General features: G+C 39.5%; 20 protein-coding genes. 6 read left to right on the forward strand and 14 right to left on the reverse strand.

Going from position 1 to position 22,800, the window contains the following annotated elements; translation table 11 throughout:
* The first annotated feature begins 1 nt into the window (after nt 1).
* Both N8N51_RS03795 and N8N51_RS03800 read left to right on the forward strand, forming a co-directional pair.
* The gene (locus N8N51_RS03795) at nt 2–805 is read left to right on the forward strand and encodes a LicD family protein (RefSeq protein WP_084924264.1); all 804 of its coding nucleotides are present in this window, start codon (nt 2–4) and stop codon (nt 803–805) included.
* A gap of 1 nt (nt 806) precedes the next feature.
* Entirely contained in the window at nt 807–1,616 is an 810-nt protein-coding gene (locus N8N51_RS03800) for a LicD family protein (RefSeq protein ID WP_084924262.1), read from the forward strand.
* 69 nt (nt 1,617–1,685) lie between these two features.
* Here N8N51_RS03800 and carB read toward each other — a convergent pair whose 3' ends face one another.
* From carB to N8N51_RS03830, 6 genes are all read right to left on the reverse strand, one after another.
* Nucleotides 1,686–4,862 carry a carbamoyl-phosphate synthase large subunit gene (carB, locus tag N8N51_RS03805; RefSeq protein WP_261103605.1) on the reverse strand — a complete coding sequence of 1,059 codons (3,177 nt, stop codon included), beginning with the start codon at nt 4,860–4,862 and terminating at the stop codon, nt 1,686–1,688.
* 447 nt (nt 4,863–5,309) lie between these two features.
* On the reverse strand, nt 5,310–6,389 hold the full coding sequence (locus tag N8N51_RS03810; protein WP_000166853.1) for a carbamoyl phosphate synthase small subunit: 1,080 nt from the start codon (nt 6,387–6,389) through the stop codon (nt 5,310–5,312).
* A 49-nt stretch (nt 6,390–6,438) separates the two neighbouring features.
* On the reverse strand, nt 6,439–7,362 hold the full coding sequence (locus N8N51_RS03815) for an aspartate carbamoyltransferase catalytic subunit (protein WP_000115770.1): 924 nt from the start codon (nt 7,360–7,362) through the stop codon (nt 6,439–6,441).
* Between the two features lie 18 nt (nt 7,363–7,380).
* Nucleotides 7,381–7,902: a bifunctional pyr operon transcriptional regulator/uracil phosphoribosyltransferase PyrR gene (pyrR, locus tag N8N51_RS03820; RefSeq protein ID WP_000644747.1), complete on the reverse strand. Its 522-nt coding sequence runs from the start codon at nt 7,900–7,902 to the stop codon at nt 7,381–7,383.
* A 221-nt stretch (nt 7,903–8,123) separates the two neighbouring features.
* Nucleotides 8,124–8,753: an endonuclease III gene (gene nth / locus N8N51_RS03825; RefSeq protein WP_000244443.1), complete on the reverse strand. Its 630-nt coding sequence runs from the start codon at nt 8,751–8,753 to the stop codon at nt 8,124–8,126.
* Entirely contained in the window at nt 8,753–9,295 is a 543-nt protein-coding gene (locus N8N51_RS03830; RefSeq protein ID WP_000773212.1) for a YceD family protein, read from the reverse strand. The genes nth and N8N51_RS03830 overlap by 1 nt, the downstream gene beginning before the upstream one ends.
* 162 nt (nt 9,296–9,457) lie before the next feature.
* Here N8N51_RS03830 and N8N51_RS03835 point away from each other — a divergent pair, with 162 nt between their 5' ends.
* Nucleotides 9,458–9,787, forward strand: a complete 330-nt coding sequence (locus N8N51_RS03835) for a hypothetical protein (RefSeq protein ID WP_000653208.1) — start codon at nt 9,458–9,460, stop codon at nt 9,785–9,787.
* 337 nt (nt 9,788–10,124) lie between these two features.
* On the forward strand, nt 10,125–11,684 hold the full coding sequence (locus tag N8N51_RS03840; RefSeq protein ID WP_033685180.1) for an ATP-binding cassette domain-containing protein: 1,560 nt from the start codon (nt 10,125–10,127) through the stop codon (nt 11,682–11,684).
* A gap of 45 nt (nt 11,685–11,729) precedes the next feature.
* Here the strand turns inward: N8N51_RS03840 and htpX are convergent, their stop codons facing one another.
* The gene (gene htpX, locus N8N51_RS03845) at nt 11,730–12,629 is read right to left on the reverse strand and encodes a zinc metalloprotease HtpX (protein ID WP_261100158.1); all 900 of its coding nucleotides are present in this window, start codon (nt 12,627–12,629) and stop codon (nt 11,730–11,732) included.
* Between the two features lies 1 nt (nt 12,630).
* The gene (locus N8N51_RS03850; protein ID WP_000219846.1) at nt 12,631–13,191 is read right to left on the reverse strand and encodes a LemA family protein; all 561 of its coding nucleotides are present in this window, start codon (nt 13,189–13,191) and stop codon (nt 12,631–12,633) included.
* A 93-nt stretch (nt 13,192–13,284) separates the two neighbouring features.
* Between N8N51_RS03850 and rsmG the strand changes: the two genes are divergently transcribed.
* Nucleotides 13,285–13,998 carry a 16S rRNA (guanine(527)-N(7))-methyltransferase RsmG gene (gene rsmG / locus N8N51_RS03855; RefSeq protein ID WP_261081726.1) on the forward strand — a complete coding sequence of 238 codons (714 nt, stop codon included), beginning with the start codon at nt 13,285–13,287 and terminating at the stop codon, nt 13,996–13,998.
* Nucleotides 13,999–14,202: 204 nt separating this feature from the next.
* Nucleotides 14,203–15,486 (forward strand): uracil-xanthine permease family protein, encoded by a 1,284-nt coding sequence (locus tag N8N51_RS03860; RefSeq protein ID WP_004234765.1) that lies wholly within the window; start codon nt 14,203–14,205, stop codon nt 15,484–15,486.
* Nucleotides 15,487–15,578: 92 nt separating this feature from the next.
* Here the strand turns inward: N8N51_RS03860 and N8N51_RS03865 are convergent, their stop codons facing one another.
* The 6 genes from N8N51_RS03865 to N8N51_RS03890 all read right to left on the reverse strand — a co-directional run bounded on the left by N8N51_RS03865 (nt 15,579) and on the right by N8N51_RS03890 (nt 22,642).
* Nucleotides 15,579–15,929 (reverse strand): hypothetical protein, encoded by a 351-nt coding sequence (locus N8N51_RS03865; protein ID WP_261052643.1) that lies wholly within the window; start codon nt 15,927–15,929, stop codon nt 15,579–15,581.
* 36 nt (nt 15,930–15,965) lie between these two features.
* Nucleotides 15,966–16,274, reverse strand: coding sequence for a hypothetical protein (locus N8N51_RS03870; protein ID WP_261052642.1), 309 nt, complete (start codon nt 16,272–16,274; stop codon nt 15,966–15,968).
* 296 nt (nt 16,275–16,570) lie between these two features.
* Complete coding sequence (locus tag N8N51_RS03875) at nt 16,571–17,023, reverse strand: CFI-box-CTERM domain-containing protein (RefSeq protein ID WP_261100159.1); 453 nt, start codon at nt 17,021–17,023, stop codon at nt 16,571–16,573.
* A gap of 13 nt (nt 17,024–17,036) precedes the next feature.
* Complete coding sequence (locus tag N8N51_RS03880) at nt 17,037–20,114, reverse strand: type III restriction-modification system endonuclease (protein WP_261100160.1); 3,078 nt, start codon at nt 20,112–20,114, stop codon at nt 17,037–17,039.
* 31 nt (nt 20,115–20,145) lie between these two features.
* Nucleotides 20,146–20,850, reverse strand: a complete 705-nt coding sequence (locus N8N51_RS03885; RefSeq protein ID WP_049544083.1) for an SLATT domain-containing protein — start codon at nt 20,848–20,850, stop codon at nt 20,146–20,148.
* A 1-nt stretch (nt 20,851) separates the two neighbouring features.
* Nucleotides 20,852–22,642 carry a site-specific DNA-methyltransferase gene (locus tag N8N51_RS03890; protein ID WP_049544081.1) on the reverse strand — a complete coding sequence of 597 codons (1,791 nt, stop codon included), beginning with the start codon at nt 22,640–22,642 and terminating at the stop codon, nt 20,852–20,854.
* Nucleotides 22,643–22,800: the final 158 nt, after the last annotated feature.

Raw genomic sequence — 22,800 nt, forward strand, 5'->3', positions numbered from 1 at the left:
AATGAAACAACTATCCATTGAAGATGCCAAACAAATTGAATTAGAAATTTTGGATTATATTGATACTCTCTGTAAAAAGCACAATATCAACTATATTATTAACTACGGTACTCTGATTGGGGCGGTTCGACATCAGGGCTTTATCCCTTGGGACGATGATATTGATCTGTCCATGCCTCGAGAAGACTACCAACGATTTATAAACATTTTTCAAAAGGAAAAAAGCAAATATAAGCTCCTATCCTTAGAAACTGATAAGAACTACTTTAACAACTTTATCAAAATAACAGACAGTACAACTAAAATTATTGATACTCGAAATACAAAAACCTATGAGTCTGGTGTTTTTATCGATATTTTCCCTATGGATCGCTTTGATGATCCTAAGGTCATTGATATTTGTTATAAGCTGGAAAGCTTCAAACTTCTGTCTTTCAGTAAACACAAAAATATTGTCTATAAGGATAGCCTTTTAAAAGATTGGATACGAACAGCCTTTTGGTTGCTCCTGCGACCTGTTTCTCCTCGTTATTTCGCAAATAGAATCGAGAAAGAAATTCAAAAATATAATCGTGAGAATGGTCAGTATATGGCTTTTATCCCTTCTAAATTTAAGGAAAAGGAAGTCTTCCCAAGTGGTACCTTCGATAAAACAATCGATCTCCCCTTTGAGAATTTAAGCCTTCCTGCGCCAGAAAAATTTGATACTATTTTGACACAATTTTATGGAGATTATATGACCCTACCACCGGAAGAAAAACGCTTCTACAGTCATGAATTTCACGCTTACAAATTGGAGGATTAGGATGCAGTATTTAGAAAAAGAAGAAATTAAAGAAATTCAACTAGCCCTGCTAGACTATATTGATGAGACTTGTAAGAAACATGATATTCCTTATTTTCTAAGTTACGGAACCATGCTTGGAGCTATCCGCCACAAAGGTATGATTCCATGGGATGATGATATTGATATTTCTCTCTATCGTGAAGATTATGATCGCTTATTGAAGATTATTGAGGAAGAAGACCATCCACGTTATAAGGTTCTCTCCTACGACACTTCTTCTTGGTACTTCCATAATTTCGCATCGATTTTGGATACTTCTACTGTTATCGAAGACCATGTTAAGTACAAGCGTCATGACACCAGTCTCTTTATCGATGTCTTCCCAATTGATCGCTTTACAGACTTGAGCATTGTCGACAAGAGTTATAAGTATGTAGCCCTTCGTCAACTAGCTTATATCAAAAAATCACGAGCAGTTCACGGTGATAGCAAATTAAAAGATTTTCTAAGATTATGTAGCTGGTACGCCCTCCGAGTGGTCAATCCCCGTTACTTTTACAAGAAAATTGATCAGCTAGTTAAAAATGCTGCAACCAATACTCCTCAATATGAAGGAGGAATTGGGATTGGTAAGGAAGGTATGAAAGAAGTCTTCCCAGTTGATACCTTTAAAGAACTCATCTTAACTGAGTTTGAAGGTCGTATGTTGCCCGTCCCTAAAAAATATGATCAATTTTTAACCCAGATGTATGGGGATTATATGACACCACCATCAAAGGAAATGCAAGAATGGTATAGTCATAGTATTAAAGCTTATCGCAAAAGCTGATTAAGCAGTAGTTTACAAGAAAAAATATAACAAAAAAGAGAAGATCGTTATACCTTCTCTTTTTTCTATTTAAATTGCTTCTGTGACAAAACTACGGCTTTCAAGTACTTTAAGCATGGCATTAGCTGTATCTAGGGCTGTAAAGAGGGGCACTCCGTGTTCAATAGCTGAACGGCGAATCTGCTCACCATCTTCGTCTGCAGTTCGTTTTGTTCCAACTGTGTTAATGATAGCTTGAATTCTTCCTTTACGAACAAAACTTGGAATATCCTTATCGTCATCACCAATCTTACCAACAGGTTGGGCTTGCAATCCATGACTGGCAAAGAAGGCTGCTGTCCCTTCTGTCGCGAGGATTCCATAGCCAATATTTTGGAAACGACGAGCCAAGTCCAAGGCTTCTTCTTTGGCATCATCAGCGATGGTAAATACAACGTTACCAAAAGTTGGCAAATGCAGGTAAGAAGCTTCAAAGGCTTTATAGAGAGCTTTTTCCAAAGTCGTATCAGAACCCATAACTTCACCTGTTGACTTCATTTCAGGACCAAGCAAGCTGTCTACCTTAGCTAGTTTGGTAAAGGAGAAGACTGGCGCCTTGATATGAACGCGAGTGCTTTCTGGATAAAGACCATCTTGGTAGCCAAGTTCTTCAAGTTTTTGACCAAGAATGAGCTTGGTTGCTACTTGAGCCATAGGGATATTGGTCACTTTAGAAAGAAATGGAACCGTACGGCTGGCACGTGGATTGACCTCAATAACGTAGACTTTTTCATCCTTGATAACAAACTGGATGTTCATCATTCCAAGGCAGTTAAGACCGATTGCTAGGCGTTTAGTATAGTCTGCGATTGTTTCTTGTACCTTTTGCGACAAGGTTTGTGGTGGGTAAACGGCCATTGAGTCACCTGAGTGGACACCAGCACGTTCGATATGCTCCATGATACCAGGAATGAGTACATTTTTACCATCTGAAATGGCATCGACTTCACACTCTTGTCCGACGATATAAGAGTCAACAAGAACAGGGTGGTCTGGACTTGCCTTAACCGCAGTACGCATATAAGAACGAAGGTCTTCTTCGTTTTCAACGATTTCCATAGCACGTCCACCTAAAACATAAGATGGACGGACTAAGACTGGGAAACCAATCTTGCGAGCCGCAAGCACTGCTTCTTCTTCATTGGTAGCAGTTTGTCCTGGTGGCTGTGGAATATCCAAATCTTTAAGAGCTTGCTCGAAGAGGTCGCGGTCTTCGGCACGGTCTAGGTCAGCAACCTGTGTACCAAGGATGGTCACACCTGCTTTTGCCAATGGCTCCGCAAGGTTGATGGCTGTTTGACCACCGAACTGAACGATAACGCCCTTTGGTTGCTCCAAGTCGATGACATTCATAACATCTTCGAATGTCAATGGCTCAAAGTAAAGCTTATCTGATACAGAGAAGTCTGTAGAAACGGTCTCTGGGTTTGAGTTCATGATGATAGCTTCATAACCAGCTGCCTGGATAGCCTTAACAGAGTGAACGGTTGCGTAGTCAAACTCAACCCCTTGACCGATACGGATTGGACCAGAACCTAGGACTAGTACAGATTCTTTATCAGACTTGATAGATTCATTTTCCCAACCATATGTTGAATAGAAATATGGTGTTTCAGAGTCAAATTCTGCCGCACAAGTATCGACCATCTTATAAACTGGAACAATCTTGTTTTCCAAACGAAGCTGGCGAACTTGGTCAGCTGTAGTATTCCAGAGTTCAGCAATCTTACGGTCTGAAAATCCATTCAATTTTGCAGTTTTCAAGACTTCTAGATCTTGTGGATGGGCACCCAACTCTTGCTCAATTTCAAAGATATGTAAGAGTTTATCAAGATAAAAGATATCAATCTTGGTCAATTCAGCAATTTCTTCTGGAGTATAGCCACGGCGAATGGCTTCTGATACGTAGAAGAGACGGTCATCTTGGGCTTTGACTACTTTTTCAATCAAGGCATCATCAGAAACTGCTGCAAGTTCAGGCATTTCATTGTGGTGCACACCAATTTCAAGGGAACGACAAGCTTTAAGGAGAGATTCTTCGATGTTTCGACCGATTGCCATGACTTCTCCAGTGGCCTTCATCTGTGTCCCAAGACGGCGCTCACCCTTTTCAAACTTGTCAAATGGGAAACGAGGAATCTTGGCAACAACGTAGTCAAGAGCTGGTTCAAACATGGCATAGGTTGAACCCGTAACTGGGTTGATGACCTCATCCAAAGTCAAACCAACTGCAATCTTGGCAGCCAATTTGGCAATTGGGTAACCTGTCGCCTTAGAAGCAAGGGCTGACGAACGCGATACACGAGGGTTTACTTCGATGACATAGTATTTGAAGCTATGTGGATCAAGGGCTAGCTGAACGTTACATCCACCTTCAATCTTGAGGGCACGAATGATGCTCAAGCTCGCGTCACGTAGCATTTGGTTTTCATAGTCTGACATGGTTTGGGCTGGGGCAAATACAATGGAATCCCCTGTATGAATCCCAACTGGGTCAAAGTTTTCCATGTTACAAACAACCAAAGCATTGTCGGCTGAGTCACGCATCACTTCGTATTCGATTTCCTTGAAACCTGCGATTGAACGCTCAATCAAACATTGGGTCACAGGTGACAATTTCAATCCATTTTCAGCGATTTCACGCAATTCTTCCTCATTAGCACACATACCACCACCAGTACCACCAAGTGTAAAGGCTGGACGGACGATGACTGGGTAGCCAATTGTTGCTGCAAAGGCAACAGCTTCTTCAACAGTGTTGACAATTTCAGATTCTGGAATTGGTTGGTTGAGCTCTTCCATCAATTGTTTAAAGAGGTCACGGTCCTCCGCTTGGTCGATGGCAGATAATTTAGTTCCCAGAAGCTCAACACCAAGCTCATCAAGGATACCATTTTTAGATAATTCCATGGCCATGTTGAGACCTGTCTGACCACCGAGTGTTGGTAGCAAGGCATCTGGACGTTCCTTACGGAGAATACGAGTCACAAACTCAAGTGTAATAGGTTCGATATAGACCTTGTCCGCAATCTCCTTGTCCGTCATGATGGTTGCAGGGTTTGAGTTAACCAAAACAACCTCATAACCTTCCTCTTTTAACGACAAGCAAGCCTGGGTCCCAGCGTAGTCAAACTCAGCAGCCTGACCAATAATAATCGGACCAGAACCAATCACCATAATTTTTTGAATATCAGTACGTTTAGGCATAGTTTATGATACAAAGCCCGTAAAGAACACAGTGAAAATAGGAAACTCGGTGCAGACGCCTTCAGCGTCAAGACGATGTTTATCTTTTTCACACAGTTCTTAGGGCGTGTTCACTTCCGCGAACAATGTATCTTCTCCTTTCTATTCGTCGCCTCACAGAGCGACATTAAATAAATTCTCCGACGATTTTTTAGCGAAACGATACTTTTCGGTAAAAAATCTAGTGCAGGGAGTTTTTAGTTCGCCTGATAGCGACTAAAAGAAACGACCTGCCTTTCTATTCGTCGCCTCTCAGGGCGACAATAAATAAGATACAAAAGACGAATAGAAAGCGATTGAATTTTAGGAAACCAAGGAAGGATTGACAATCCAAATTGGTTTCTCTAAATTCCGAGCTTTCCGTCCGTGTTCAGTTAAATAAATTCTCCGACGAGCTTTTTCTCGTTCTTAGTTTGATTGTTTAAAAGCTTCCATCATCTCGATAAACTCGTCAAAGAGGTAGCTTGCGTCGTGTGGACCAGGAGCTGCATCTGGATGGTATTGGACCGAGAAAGCAGGTTGGTATCTGTGACGCACACCTTCAACTGACTTGTCATTGATTTCTTCGTGGGTGATAATCAAGTGCTCTGGCAAATCCTCACGGCTAACTGCATAGCCATGGTTTTGACTTGTAAAATCCACACGTCCAGTAGCAATCTCACGTACCGCATGGTTGAATCCACGGTGACCAAATTTCATTTTGTAGGTCTTAGCACCATTTGCCATTGCAAAGAGTTGATGCCCCATACAAATACCAAAGATTGGAATTTTTCCTTGTACACCACGAATCATGTCGAGTGCTTGTGGAACATCTTCTGGGTTACCCGGACCATTTGATAACATAACTCCGTCAGGGTTGAGATGGAGAATTTCTTCAGCCGTTGTCGAATAAGGAACAACCGTCACGTTACAGTTACGCTTAGAAAGTTCACGTAAGATTGAGTGCTTGAGACCAAAGTCCACTAAGACAACACTCAAACCAACTCCTGGAGCTGGATAGGATGTTTTAGTAGAAACCTGCTTGATATTGTCTGTCGGCAAAACTGTTGCTTGGAGCTGATCCGTCACATGGTCCATACTATCTCCAACATGAGTCAAGGTTGCACGCATCGTACCATGCTTACGGATAATCTTGGTAAGTGCACGCGTATCAATTCCAGAAATACCCGGAATTTTCTTGGCTTTCAAAAATTCATCCAAGGTCATTTGGTTGCGCCAGTTGCTTGCTCTTCGTGCTTCTTCAAAAACAACGACTCCTTTACAAGTTGGAATGATGGATTCGTAATCATCACGATTAATTCCATAATTTCCCACCAAAGGATAAGTAAAGGTCAAGATTTGTCCATTATAAGACTGGTCTGTAATGGATTCTTGGTAGCCGGTCATACCTGTATTAAAGACGATTTCGCCTGTTACATCAATATCTGCTCCGAAGGCCTTGCCTTCAAAAACTGTGCCATCTTCTAATACTAGAAGTCTTTTTGTCATATTTTCACCTCTCGTGGACGCTCACTGGCGTCTTTTAACGTCTTGTGTTTTAGTTGGCGTTTCTACTCGCCAGTACGGATTCTAAGATTGCCATTCGAACAAAGACACCATTGGTCATTTGTTGGACAATCCGTGATTTTGGTGCTTCAACCAAGTGGTCTGCGATTTCTACATCACGGTTGACTGGGGCTGGGTGCATAAGGATTGCTGTTTCTTTCAAACGGTCATAACGTTCTTGAGTCAAGCCATGTTGGGCATGGTAGTCTTCTTTTGAAAAGACAGCTCCACTATCATGGCGTTCATGTTGCACACGGAGAAACATCATGACATCCACCTGATCAATGATTTCATCAATGGTTACAAACTGTCCATAATCTGCAAACTCTTGACTTCTCCATTCCTCAGGTCCAGCAAAATAAAGTTCAGCTCCCAAGCGTTTCAAAATCTGCATATTGGATTTAGCAACGCGTGAGTGGTCCAAGTCACCTGCAATCGCAACCTTGAGACCCTCAAAGTGACCAAATTCCTCATAAATAGTCATCAAATCAAGCAAGCTCTGGCTAGGGTGTTGACCCGAACCATCTCCACCATTGATGATGGAAGTCGTAATCGTCGGACTTGCAATTAACTCTCTGTAGTAGTCAACCTCAGGGTGGCGAATCACACAGACATCCACTCCTAAAGCAGACAGAGTCAAAATGGTATCATAAAGTGTCTCACCCTTATTGACTGAACTAGTCTTCACATCAAAGTCAAGTCGCTCCAATCCCAGTTTAATCTCTGCCACTTCAAAGGACTTATGCGTTCGTGTAGAATCCTCAAAGAAAAGATTGGAAACAATCGGATGGTCCTCATAGGGAAGCTGAGCTCCATTTTTAAACTCAATTCCTCGCTTGATCAATTTCATCACTTGATCGACAGTGAGGTCTTCCATGGACACCACATGGTTTAATGCTTGTTGATTTACTGACATGGCTACTCCTTTAGCTTTCTAAGCTTCTTCAGTAATCAGAACTCTATCTTGGCCATCAAGTTCTGCCATCTCTACGATGATTTCTTCAGAACGACTAGTTGGTATGTTTTTTCCAACGTAATCTGGACGGATTGGCAATTCTCTATGTCCACGATCGACTAGAACTGCTAAACTCACGCGCGCAGGACGACCATGACCTACAATATTATCAATAGCAGCACGGATGGTACGACCTGTATAGAGCACATCATCCACCAAGATAACTTCGCGGTCTGTCACATCGACAGAAACCAAAGAAGTATCTTCTCCACTTTTAACATCATCACGGAAAGGTTTAGTATCCAATTCCACAACAGGAACTGAAAGATTTTCTAGCTGTTCCAAACGTTCTTGGATTCGGTGGGCGATAAAGACACCACGAGTTTTAATACCAGCCAAGACGATTTTATTCAAATCTTTGTTGCGTTCGATAATCTCATAAGTAATACGCGTAATCGCTCGTTTGACAGTCAATTCGTCTACAACTTCTTTTGCCTTCATGACAAACCTCCAAAAAGAAAAGTCTCCTTAAACAAGGAGACTTGAAATGTATAGCCAAGCGAGCCCTACTGCAAACAGTATAGACTTCACCCTACTACTTAATCGTTCTCCTTGCCTGCCTCACGGGACAGGTTTAAAGGAATATTTAGTTATCAAATACTATAGCACAAAGCATGCTTAAAATCAAGCAAAAACTTTTGAAACCCCATCTTATAAATTGCTTATAAATTGCTAAAGTCATATAACTGTGGGTACTGGTCACACTCTGGATTTTTAGGATGGCAAATGGCTCTTCCAAAATAAATCATGGCCTGATGGGCAGCTAACCACTGCTCCGGTGGCAAGATATCCATGACCCGCTTTTCCACCTCAAGCGGTGTCGCTGATTTTTTGACAATATCGTGGTGTTTGCAGATACGCTCCACATGAGTATCCACTGCAAAGGCTGGAATCCCAAAGCCCACACTCATGACAACATTGGCTGTCTTGCGACCAACTCCTGCAAGACTTTCCAATTCCTCACGTGTTTGAGGAACTTGGCCATCAAAATCATCTAGTAACTGTTGGGCACATTTTTTAAGGAATTTAGCCTTATTCCGATACAGTCCCAGGCGAGAAATGTGTGAAGCAATCTCACTCTCTGTCGCTACAGACATGGCTTGTGGCGTTGGAAAGGCAGCAAAGAGACCTGGTGTAGCCTTATTTACCGCTGCATCCGTTGTCTGAGCTGACAACATGACCGCAACTAGTAGTTCAAAATGATTGGTAAAATCAAGACTGGGCTTGGCATCTGGAAACAGAGCAATTATTTCTTCCAGCACTTTTCGTGCTCGTTTTTTTGACAAGACCATTATTCGTCTCCGTCAAATAGTCCTTGTAAGCCAGCAAAAGGACTGTTTTCTTCTTTCTTAACTGCCTGTTGGGCTTGGTATTCTTCTTCTGTCATGATTTGCCAGTCATTTCCTGAAACAAATCCTTGACCAGCCTCTTCTTCAGCCGTCAAGACCTTGATAGGAATGTTGAGAAGGATATTATCTGACACGCTCTCAGCAAGGTCAAGTTCTCCATTTTCGATAGGCAAGACCAAATCATCGTCTAAAACTTCCTGATCTAGTTGGTTAGTTGCACCTTCCATGAAAACTTCCGTTACTGGATAAGATTCAACTAACTCAACTGGTTCCATACTGCGACTTGAAGCAAGAACAATGGTATAAGATAGTTGATAATCTAAGAAATACATACGGTCTTCGTACTGTACTTTCCCAACTGCAAGGATATCTTTTACATCTAAAATTTCTTGATTGCGTGCACGCAGGTCTGCAGCTAGGTCTAACGTTTGTTCAAAATGCAAGCCTTCAGACTGCTTACGAATTTCTTGAATATTTAATTTCATACTTCCTCCATAAAGATTTACTCTCTTGATTATACCATGAAAAGCCTACAAATCAGCCCACCAAACTTTTTAATTAACATTCGATTTTTTAACATGTTTACTATGACATTTTTTGGTGCCATACTATAGGCAATAATACATCAGAGCAAGGAGGATGCTCACATGAAAGACAAAGAACTCATTACTAATGCAACCCAACTCCTATCCGAGTTAAATAAAAGTTTCCAAAGCTGCAAACAGGGTAGGGCAGATGATATTCGACTGCAAGAGCTGCTAAACACTACTCTGCAAGAGCTCAAAAAAGCGGAAAAGTTGGACAACAGTATTTTAATCGACCTTGAGAAATTTTACCAACGTACCAGTCTTCTGATTGGTCTTGGTAGCCTAAAACTGAATGATCAAGCACGCACTGCTTGGCGAAACTATGATAAATTCCATTACGAGCATATCAAACACGTACTGACTCTCTATGGACCTGTTTTCGGATTTTAGAGATTAGAATTGTCAGTTTTCTGTTGACAAAATTTCCTTAAAGGTATAGGATAAAGATACTAATACTCGGAGGTAAGGGAGACATGAACAACTAAGTCTATCAAATAAAGAAACTTTATTTAGTAGATCTTGTTTTTGTCTCTTTTTGTGTGCTCTTTTCATACTAGATTTTCTAGTATCTTATCCTCATTGAAAATCAAAAAACTAGAAGGCTAACCATCTGCTCCTCTTGAGTTGGATTAGGCAATCCTAAGCTAGTTTGACGAGCTTTTCAACGAGGATAATAGAGTTTTGACAGTGACTTTGGGCTCTACTAGATAAAGTAGAGCTTTTTGTTATGCACTATCGACATTCTAGAAAGGGCAATCATATGATAAAAATCAATCACCTGACCATCACACAAAACAAAGATTTACGAGACCTTGTCTCAGACTTAAACATGACCATCCAAGACGGGGAAAAGATAGCTATTATTGGAGAGGAAGGAAATGGCAAATCAACCTTGATTAAAACTTTAATGGGAGAAACTTTACCTGATTTCACTATCAGGGGAGACATTCAATCTGATTATCAATCAATAGCCTACATTCCTCAAAAACTCCCCGAAGAGCTGAAAAAGAAAAGTCTACACGACTACTTCTTTTTGGATTTTGCTGATTTAGACTACAGTATCCTCTATCGTTTGGCTGAGGAGTTACACTTTGATAGCAACCGTTTCGCTAGCGTTCAAGAGATTGGAAGCCTTTCGGGGGGCGAAGCTTTGAAAATTCAGCTCATCCATGAGTTAGCCAAACCCTTTGAGATTCTATTTTTAGATGAACCTTCAAATGACCTAGACCTTGAGACGGTTGATTGGCTAAAAAGTCAGATTCGAAAGATTCGGCAAACCGTTATTTTCATTTCCCATGATGAAGACTTTCTTTCTGAAACGGCTGATACTATTGTCCACTTGCGACTGGTCAAGCACCGTAAAGAAGCGGAAACGCTAGTAGAGCATTTAGACTATGATAGCTATAGCGACCAGAGAAAGGCTAATTTTATAAAACAAAGCCAACAAGCTGCTAACGACCAACGAGCCTACGATAAAACCATGGAAAAACATCGGCGAGTCAAGCAAAATGTAGAAACTGCGCTTCGAGCTACCAAAGACAGTACTGCTGGGCGCCTATTAGCTAAAAAGATGAAAAATGTTCTCTCTCAAGAAAAACGCATTGAAAAGACAGCTAAGTCCATGACCCAAAAACCACTTGAAGAAGAACACATTCAACTTTTCTTCTCAGATATACAGCCATTACCTGCTTCTAAAGTCTTAATCCAGCTGGAAAAAGAAAATTTATCCATTGACGACCGAGTTTTGGCTCGAGAACTACAACTAACTGTCCGTGGCCAAGAAAAAATCGGTATCATCGGCCAAAATGGTGTTGGTAAATCAACTCTGTTAGCCAAGTTACAGCAACTTCTTAATGATAAAAGAGAAATTTCGCTTGGTTATATGCCACAAGATTACCATAAGAAACTGCAATTAGATTTATCTCCAGTAGCCTATCTCAGCAAAGCTGGGGAAAAAGAGGAACTACAGAAAATCCAATCCTACTTAGCCAGCCTCAATTTCAGTTACCCAGAAATGCAGCATCAAATCCGCTCCTTATCTGGCGGACAACAGGGAAAACTCCTGCTTTTGGATTTAGTCTTACGCAAACCAAACTTTCTCCTACTGGATGAACCCACACGAAACTTTTCTCCAACTTCTCAACCCCAAATCAGAAAACTCTTTGCAACCTATCCAAGCGGTCTCATTACTGTTTCGCATGACCGTCGTTTCTTAAAAGAAGTCTGTTCGACCATCTATCGATTGACAGAACATGGTTTGGAAGTAGTTAATTTAGAAGATTTATAAATTTGCAACATAGCAAAAATCCAGAGACGACCTCTGGATTCTTTTTTACATATGTTTTAAACGTTCAATCCGTTCTGAGATAGGTGGGTGGGTATAAAAGAGTTTTTGGAACCCTCCCCCTTTCTTTGGATCATTGATATAAAGTGCACTGCTGGCATCATCGACAGGACGACTCATCGGTTTACTGTTGTCTAACTTGCGTAGAGCATTAATCATCCCTTGAGGATTGCGCGTCAACTCGACACTGGAAGCATCCGCTAGGAATTCCCTCTGACGAGAAATAGCTAGTTGCACCAAGGTTGCAGCGAGAGGTGCCAGCACAATAGCTAGTAGAGAAACCACGAGCATAATGATTTCAAGACCATTTCCATCTCTATCATCGTCACTTCGTCTGCGACCTGCTCCACCCCACCACATCATACGACCTGCCATACTAGAAAGCATGGTGATAGCACTAGCAAGGGCGACAGCAATAGTCGAAATACGGATATCGTAATTACGAATATGACTGACTTCATGTCCCATAACAGCTTCTAGTTCTTCACGATTCATGATAGCTAGGAGACCTGACGTCGCAGCAACCGCCGCATTTTGAGGGTTAGAACCTGTCGTAAAGGCATTTAAGGCTGGATCATCAATGATGAAAACACGTGGCATAGGAATCTGAGCCACCATAGCCATATCTTCTACTACATGGTAGAGGTCTGGTGCCGTTTGTTCATCCACCTCACGCGCCCCATTCATGGACATGACGATCTCTGTCGATTGAAAAATCATGGACAAGGCATAGATAAAGCCGATAATCAGTGCGATAACCAAACCACCAAGCCCAGATCGCATAAAGAGGTAACCAACTGCATAGCCAACAAGAGCTAAGAGTAGGAAAAATACCAGCAACAAAATCCACGTTTTTCGTTTATTGCTTGCAATTTGATCAAACAACATCTTAGTCACCTAAACCGCTAAAATCAACTTTAGGAACTGCCTTTTCCTCTTCTGGTGTTTGAAGGAAATCTGCTGCTTTAAATCCAAACATCCCAGCGATAATATTGCTTGGGAAAGTTTCTAATTTTACATTGTAGTTGCTGACAACACTGTTGTAGAGTTGACGAGAGTAAGAAATTTTATTTTCTGTGTTTGTCAACTCCTCTTGCAATTTAACAAAGTTGGCACTAGCTTTCAAATCTGGATAGCTTTCTGCAACTGCAAAAATACCTGAAACCTGACGAGTAAGGGCATCACTAGCTTTCATAGCTTCTGCTGGTGAAGTCGCTGCTGCCACTTGGTTACGTAGTTCTGCCACCTTTTCAAGGGTAGAACCTTCATATTTTGCATAACCTTTTACAGTTTCAATCAAGTTTGGCAAGAGGTCATTTCGACGTTTCAACTGAACATCAATCTGGCTCCAAGCCTCCTTGGTTTGCATACGATTCTTAACCAAACCGTTATAGCTAACAATCACAAAAATAACAACAAGAGCCAAAACTCCAAGAATAATCCAAGTCATGATATAATTCCTTTCTGCTTTTAGATTAGTACCAGTATATCAAATTTTTAATGATTGTGGTAAAATAAGATGATACTAAAGAAGGAAATAACTATGAAACCAGAAACATTTTACAACCTGCTTGCCGATCAGAATCTTCCACTTTCGGACCAGCAAAAAAAACAATTTGAACGTTATTTTGAACTCTTGGTCGAGTGGAATGAAAAAATCAATCTAACAGCTATTACAGACAAGGATGAAGTTTATCTCAAACATTTTTACGATTCGATTGCACCCATTCTGCAAGACTTGATTCCCAATGAAACTATCAAACTGCTTGATATCGGGGCCGGGGCAGGATTTCCTAGTCTACCAATGAAAATCCTCTATCCTCAGCTTGATGTGACTATCATTGATTCGCTCAATAAGCGCATCAACTTCCTCCAACTTTTGGCTCAAGAACTGGATTTAGACGATGTTCATTTCTACCATGGACGTGCCGAAGATTTTGCCCAAGACAAAAACTTCCGTGCTCAGTATGATTTTGTAACGGCTCGTGCGGTTGCCCGTATGCAAGTCCTATCTGAATTAACTATTCCCTACCTTAAAGTTGGCGGAAAACTATTGGCACTCAAGGCTAGCAATGCGCCTGAGGAATTATTAGAAGCTAAGAATGCCCTCAACCTCCTTTTTAGTAAAGTAGAAGACAATCTCAGCTACGCCCTACCAAATGGAGATCCACGTTACATCACAGTGGTAGAAAAGAAAAAGGAAACACCAAATAAATATCCACGTAAGGCTGGCATGCCCAATAAACGCCCACTTTAAATTTTTTAGTAAAAAAATATTTACAAAGTTCGTAATTTCTGCTATACTATCACAAGCAAAGGTTTTTAATGTCATCCCGTGAGGTGACGAAGACGCAGAAATATTTAAAACTCTTTAAAGTCTAGATTTTAGAGAAGTCTTACTCTGAGGGCCTATTGCTGTAAAATAATGGGCTCTTTTTTGATGCCCAAAAGTGAGGTTTATATGAAACAAGAATCAACTGTTGATTTGTTACTAGACGTTGACCAACGTCCTTCGGCTGGAAAAGGAATTCTCCTTAGTTTCCAACACGTTTTCGCCATGTTTGGTGCGACCATCTTGGTACCCTTGATTTTGGGAATGCCTGTATCTGTTGCCCTTTTTGCTTCAGGTGTAGGAACACTCATCTATATGATTTCAACTGGTTTTAAAGTTCCCGTTTATCTAGGGTCTTCATTTGCCTTTATCACAGCAATGTCACTGGCTATGAAAGAAATGGGTGGAGATGTATCTGCTGCTCAAACAGGGGTTATCTTGACTGGTTTAGTCTATGTCCTTGTGGCTGCTGGTGTTCGTTTTGCAGGTACAAAATGGATTGATAAACTCTTGCCACCAATCATCATCGGACCTATGATCATCGTTATCGGTCTTGGACTTGCAGGCTCAGCAGTTACTAACGCTGGTCTTGTAGCTGACGGGAATTGGAAAAATGCTCTTGTAGCAGTTGTTACTTTCTTGATTGCTGCCTTTATCAATACAAAAGGAAAAGGCTTCCTACGAATCATTCCATTCCTCTTTGCCATTATCGGTGGTTACCTCTTCGCACTAACACTTGGCTTGGTTGACTTTACACCAGTTCTTAAAGCTAACTGGTTTGAAATCCCTGGTTTCTACTTGCCATTTAGCACAGGTGGTGCCTTTAAAGAATACAATCTTTACTTCGGTCCAGAAACTATCGCTATCTTGCCAATCGCTATCGTAACAATCTCTGAACACATCGGAGACCATACTGTTTTAGGTCAAATCTGTGGCCGTCAATTCTTGAAAGAACCAGGTCTTCACCGTACTCTTCTTGGTGACGGTATCGCAACTTCAGTTTCTGCCTTCCTTGGTGGACCAGCCAATACAACTTATGGAGAAAATACAGGGGTTATCGGTATGACTCGTATCGCTTCTGTCTCAGTTATCCGTAACGCTGCCTTCATCGCGATTGCCCTTAGCTTCCTTGGTAAATTCACTGCCTTGATTTCAACCATTCCAAATGCTGTACTTGGTGGTATGTCAATCCTTCTCTACGGAGTTATCGCAAGTAATGGTTTGAAAGTCTTGATCAAAGAACGTGTAGACTTCAGTCAAATGCGTAACCTAATCATCGCAAGTGCTATGTTGGTTCTTGGACTTGGAGGAGCTATCCTTAAACTTGGTCCAGTTACCCTTTCAGGTACTGCCCTATCAGCCATGACAGGAATCATCTTGAACTTGATCTTGCCATACGAAAATAAAGACTAAGAATCTAAACACATCAAAAAACGAGCATTTCCAATTACGGAAGTGCTCATTTTTTTGATACTTAGAAGTGAGTGTATCCCCTCTAACACTGTTTAATATAGTTCCCCTACTCTCCTATATTGCCACTCAGAAAAATTAACCTCAATGATTTCTGGGGCTTTAGTGGTACCATTGTATACCACAATAAAGTGACCTTTACTATTCCAAAACTTGCCTAAAATAGTAGCATCTTCTAATTTTGCCCTTAACTTGCTTTCTTGAAATCCAAGGCTTTCCCTTTGTACTGTTTTAGTCTCTTCCTTGCTACCTAGACCAACAGTGACAAACCTTGACCCTATAATCATAAATAGGCAAAATAGCACTGCCCCAATTCCCACAAATTTAAGTAAGTATAAATCGCCATTATCTCTTTTCATGTTATCTTTTATCTCTCTTTCTAACATCCCCCTAGAAGGCTGTTTATAGTCTTCTGACTCTGTTTAATATGTATCGCCTACTTCCATAAGCTCCCACTTAGAAACATCAACCTCGACGATTTCTGGGGCTTTAGTGGTGTCGTTATACACTACAATAAAATGCCCTTTATCATTCCAAAACTTTCCAATTATTTTAGCATCTTTCAGCTGTATCTCTTGCTTTAAATAGTCCGATGGTTCTACTTTCTGTTCTTGCTTTATATCTCTTGAGCTTCCTTGGGTTCCTAGGATATATCCCCCAAAGTTTACCCAAAAGAATAAGAAAAGCATAAATACGATTGTAGCATATTTCAAGAATTTCAACTCTTTCATTTTTCTATTATTTCCTTTTCATATTAGTAAATTCTGTTTAGTTGATTATATAAGTTTCTTAAATCCCAAAGGGCTATTTTTACCCCTTAACACATTACCATTTGGTTAAGCCATTCCATGAAATTGGCTTCTTTTGTGATATTGTCATCCCAATCTTCAAAATCTTCCAAATAAGTGCTATTTGTGTTTAGTTTGAGACGCTTGTTTTGGTATTGGAGATTTAAAATAGAATTCGGGCTCCTATGTACTATATAAGTTAGCGAGGAGCCGAACTATTTTGGTATATTCTAATCGTTTTATTGGATCACTTTTTGTGACAGTTCCAGTGTATATGTTTTATATAATTGATGGCAAGCTTGGTTCTCTCCTGTTTTAATCAAGGAAACACAAGGTAACACAAGTTCTGACCAGATAGAATCTAGTATTTCCTCTCGATTTGGATGTTCTTCTAACTTGGCAACAATTTGAGGAGCCATCTTATAGTAGGATTCTATTTCCTCCTGACCTCCATCTTGCAAAGCTAGATAAGAATCCCTAAATTTTCGCAAAGTCATCAATTCATCACAATCATCTGCCAATCCCTTGTAAGTTACAGCTGCTTCTGTCAAATAACAACCTCTTTGTTCAATCTGATAATAAGCATCTGGTTCGCCAAAAAATCCAGTTTTAGAGCGCACATATCTCTCTGCATCACTCCTACGTTGAAAAACAGCTACTTCTCTTCCCTTACGATATACAACAAATTCCATTTCTTTTTCCTCTCTATCTTACAATATTTAATAATTCCTCATAGCTAGAAACCACATCATAGATGTGCTGATCATTAATCAATCCAGCTTGAGCTAAAGCTTTAAAGTGAGCACGCGCACATGCAATTTTTGCTTGCTCAGCTTGTTTTAATTGAAGACTAGACATAGAGCCTTTCGTTTCTGCAACAAAATAGATATGCTTGACACTTCCTTCACGGAAGGCGATTGCCCAGTCAGGATTATAGTTTCCAAGTGGAGTCGCAATACTGAACTTCCCTGGTAACTTCACATAAACACGAACATCCTCGTATTGTTCCAAAGCTTCTTTAAAGGTCTTCTCCGTATTTGAATCAACTTTTACAAAATTGTAAATCCCTTTTTTGGATTCAAGTAAGTGATCATCTGATCTGTTAGCAGTTTCAGGATTGTCATAAAACAAGTCCATATCATACTCTTCATTTAACACATTATACTGAATATGCTTGATAATTTGACTTGCTTTTTGTTCATTAATGAGCTTCGAAACCTTAAGAATAAACTCTTCTGGATTCTGTTTAAACTTGTCAAATTGGTAGACATAGATTTTACTTAATATTTCCGCAACCAACTTACGAGTTAAACCAGTCTGCTCAGCAATCTCCCCTAGTAAATCATATTTGGTCATAATCTGCGAACCATTTAGATACTCTTGCTGGCGATCATTTTCAGCAACTGTCAAATGGAGTCCTTCTTCCTTACTCATCTCAGTAGCGCTTGCCTGAGTTATATGAAAGCTTGGTTTGCTGACGACTAATTTCTCATTGATATAGTCAACCGAATGTTTTACCAATTCCGCATCATCAAACTCTACTTGGTAACTCGTCTTACGATTGATTTGCTTCCAGAGATTTAAAAATTCTTTTCGGGCAATATTTTCTTGATTCACCTCATTTGAGAACTGAATGACTGAATGATTGGCATTTTCAATTTCATATTGTCCAGCATGATAAACGCTCTCCAATATCTCTACCAGCTTATCCTCATAACCTGCTAGTGTTTCAGACAGTTGTAACTGATGATTTTCTTTTGCAGTAAAATATTCTGTAGTCAATTGTCCTTCACGATCTATATAGCCTTGTCGAATTAAATCAAAATGAATCGAATCTGCTTGTTCCTTGGTAATTCGTATTGTTTGTCCTTCTTGATTGGTTAGAACTTTATTCGCAAAAAGACTAACATCCACTTTTGCAGGACGATCTGCTAAGAGTTCTTTTATTTCTTCTTGTAGACTTCGAGCAAATTGATCATAACTTTCATTTGCAATTACTGTCAGTTTATTGATTTCATGTACATCATTTCCTAAGAGTTCAAAATCCTGACGAATTCCGTTTTGGTCAACTGCTAAACGCATACCACGACCAATTTCTTGACGTTTACGAGTCTCCGCTGAAGATTGCTTCAGCGTACAGATTTGAAAGACATTTGGGTTATCCCATCCCTCTTTTAGAGCTGAGTGAGAAAATAGGAAACGAACTGGCTCTTCAAAGCTCAATAAACGCTCCTTGTCCTTCATAATTAAGTCATAGGCATCAATGTCATTTGAAAAATCACTTTTCTTTTCACTGGCAGATTTATAGTCCACAAAAATGGTCTTATCTGACTTCTTCACTTTATCTACCGAAAAGTAACCAGCATGAACTGAATTTCCTTCAAGATTAGCCTCCAAATACCTACGATAAGGGGTTGGTTCCTGTGTTTGGATAAACTGGTTTACTTGATTTCGGTATTCTTCTTCAAAAATCTGAGCGTATTCTCCATTATAGGCATCATTATGTTCATCATATTGCTTATACTTGGCCACTTCATCGATGAAAAATAAGGATAATACTTTAATTCTTCGATTGTACAGTTTACTTTCCTTTTCGATATGACTTTTTATGGTCTCTCGGATTTGAATTCTTCTGATGCTCGACTCATCCACTTGTCCAATCACTTCACCGACTTGAAGTTCTTGCGACACACCAACTTGAAGTTTGTTCTCTCTTGCATCAAAGTGACTAAGGGTCATTCCTTTATAAGCAGATAAATTCCCTGATTCAGCGTACAAATCAAAGGGTTCTTCCACCACCTTCAATTTCCTTTTGACACCTGACTGCGTTTTTACTTCAAATTCAATTTTTGATTTGGGTGCTCCTGTTTTTTGTGGAATGATTTCTTGTAGATATAGATATCCTTGTGTCCCGGTCGTCCCAGTTTGCTCAATAGCCTTAACTGCAATCTTCTTCACTAATTTTTGATTGTAAGCATCCATGGCATCCAATCTATAAACCATATCATGCTTTTCCTTGTGGGTAGCCGAATAACGTAGCGTAAACAATGGCTTGAAATCTTTTAGTCTTTCCTTTGTCTGTTTCCCTTCAACAGACTGAGGTTCATCAATAATCATAATCGGATTCATAGCTGCCAAGACGTCAATTGGACGACGCCAACGGAAACTTTCCTGTTCGGAATGAATCCGTCGCGCATCTTTGCCTTTTGCATTAAAGGCTTGAGAGTTGATGACCATGATTTGAAGGTCTGACGAATTGGCAAAACTATCCAAATCACCTAAACGTGAAGAATCGTAGACAAAATAGCGTGGTTGCTTGCCATACTCCATCTGAAAGTGACTTGACATGATCTGTAGAGACTTGAGAACTCCTTCACGAATAGCGACACTTGGAACGACAATAACAAACTTAAGCCAGCCATAACGTTTATTCAACTCCATAATTGTACGGATATACGTATAGGTCTTCCCTGTTCCTGTCTCCATCTCTATGGAAAAATTATAAGCTTCTCGTCCAGCAATCATATCAATCGATAGTTTATCAGAAGGACGCAAACCATAACGAGTTTGTATAGTATGAACATTTTCTCGTATACTTGTTTGACTCAATTGAATCGGTGCATTTCGATAAGCATCTAAAACCAAATCTACCTCATCTGACTTGAGACGACCTGGATCTGCCATATACTGAACTCCAGTATGTTTGGCTTGCCCTTGAAATAAATCTGCAATAGCACTCACCGCATCCAACTGGAATTGTTGTTTTTTAAATTGTAGTTTCATAATTAATTTTCTTCTTTAAAATTTCTTGCTCTCAGGATAAAACCAAATACCAGATAAGAACTAATGGAATCAATAAATATTGAAACCAAATAATGATTTTATTCCAACTAAAATCATGTCTCTTGGTAAATTTCTCAATATAAAGAAAGGCATTTTTTAGCCAACACTTTTTCTTATCATCTTCATTTGTCTCATCTGTTACTTTAGATTCCTTGTCAGATTGTGAATTGCCTTGACCATATTTTCTCTTCTGATATTTTTTAGCATACTTGTGATCAAAATCTGAATGATTTTCATTTCCCCGTAGGCTAATTTGATACCTTGACATTATCTGTTGGTATTTATTTATTTTGTCTTCATCACTAAGTGATTTTTGGAAAATAATTGATTTTAATTCAAGTAAAAAGTCTTCTAATTCTAACTGATGATAATGTAGTTTCAGAGCTCTCTCATTATAATTCAACTTAGCAACAAAATTCTGGACAAGCAAAGAGTATATGGAAAACAAAGCCGACAAAGCTAATCTATCTTTATTTTCAGGGTTTATTAGCGAATACACTAATAAACCCGTTGACATGATACTCATTGCTAAAAAGATCAATTCCCATTTTTCAGCATATTCGTACAATCTTTTACTTGTATTAATTCTAGCTGCCCTTACAGTATCTATCGAATTGCATTTTAAATTAATCTCATAGTCTATATCTCGATCTTTAAAATCTAGAATTTCGCTCACATTACACCACCTTCACTTTTGTATGTGGTGATAATTCTTTGAAGATTTCACTTACGTTGATCTTATCTGCTGAATTGGCAAATGAGCTATCACGGAAAACGGCACGGAGTGGTTGCGCTTGAGCGATATATCGGATGACTTCTTCTGATATTTCATCTTCAAAACAAGCCATGAGCGAACCTTGATCCACATCATAGACTTCTGCGCTTGCTACTTTCTCCATATCAATGGCAAGTGACAGTTCCATTCCCCAAGTCAGCATAACTTGGAAAAGTAAATCAAGGCCAGTACGTCCTTCCTTGATATTGGATACACTATCAAAGAGTTCTCCTTGAATAAATTGATCAGGTCTAGCTGAAACATCCTTAAAATTAGAAGAATCTAGTTTGTAAGCCTTAAATCCAAAATCCTGCTTGCCAACCAACTCTGGATGCTCCTCCTGAATCTTGGCAGCAGCAAGGCGAACTCGCTCCTGCGAAAGTTGGGCAATTGTTTCAAAACCTGCCTCTTTATTAGATGACTTATCTACTACTTCCTCATCCAAAGTACACAAGATAAACTTACGATTACCTCCATCTTCAGAATTTAATTGCATGACTGCATGAGCGGTTGTTCCAGAGCCTGCAAAAAAATCAAAAAATATTGCTTCGGAATCAAAAATACTCAATATCCTCGTCATAAAACTCATTTGCTTAGGATTATCAAATTCAATCCCCATATTTTTTAACAATGCATAATCAGGTCTTTGATCATCACTCATAATGGATTTTGGACGTTGCTTGGAGTTTTCATTCAAATATCTCTTTATCGTTGGCAAACTTCCATCTGTATGGAAATGAATTCGATTATCATTTACAAGTTCTTGTAATTTTTCATTTTTATAGCGATATCCACCAGGAGGAACAGGGTCTTCTTGACATGTTAAAGGATTAAATAGAGGAGTCATATTCCCATTTTTTACGCCACCTAAATCACCTTTACGATATAATCCACGTTCATCAAAGTACCAATAGTTGGTAAAATCTATGAATCGTGGATACTTCGTTAATTCTTTTAATTCATATGTAATTTCTTCATTACTTAAACCAGCATTTTGTAACTGCTTTACCCTCTTTTTATACTCATTTATATTATTCTTATCCACAGACCATTTATTTTCACTATGTTTTTTTGCTAATTCTATCTCATCCTTGGAATAAACTAGACAATATTCATGACTTACCGAAATATATAAACTTTGGTTCTTAGAACTATTTGTATTCCTAGTAATACTTGCTATAAAATTCTCCTCCCCAAATATCTCATCACAGATAGCTTTAAGATTCGCTTGTTCGTTATCATCGATAGAGATAAAGATAACACCTGAATCCTTGAGGAGATTACGCGCTAGGCGGAGGCGTGGATACATCATATTGAGCCAGTTTGAGTGGTAGCGGGCCGAAGTCTTTTCATTTGGTCGTAAACCAATAACTTGGCGTCCTTCTTCATCCAAAAGTTCCATATCTTCCTTCAACTCTTCGTCTGTTTTCTGGAACTTATCAGAGTATACAAAATCTTTCCCTGTATTATAAGGTGGATCGATATAAATCATATCGATTTTTCCTAGATATGATTCTTGTAAGATTTTCAAGACTTCTAAATTATCTCCAGTAATAAAGATATTTTCACTGTTTTCAAAGTCAACACTTTCATCAAGATCTGGTCTTAGGGTTTTGGTAGTTGGTCGCCCAGCTTCTGCAATAGCTTCACGCTTTCCAACCCAAGTAAACTCATAGGATTCTCGATCATCCACAATTTCCTCTGATAAAAACTGTTTAAGTTTCTCAAAGTCAATTGCAGGACGTAATTTGCCGTATTCATCCCTCTTTTCCGTCAGAACCTCAGGAAAAAGTTGACCAATTTTTGAAATATTATCTGTAAAAACATCTTTTGAAGTGAGAGTTAATTTCT

The organism is Streptococcus mitis, assembly GCF_946188685.1.
Taxonomy (GTDB): domain Bacteria; phylum Bacillota; class Bacilli; order Lactobacillales; family Streptococcaceae; genus Streptococcus; species Streptococcus mitis_CC.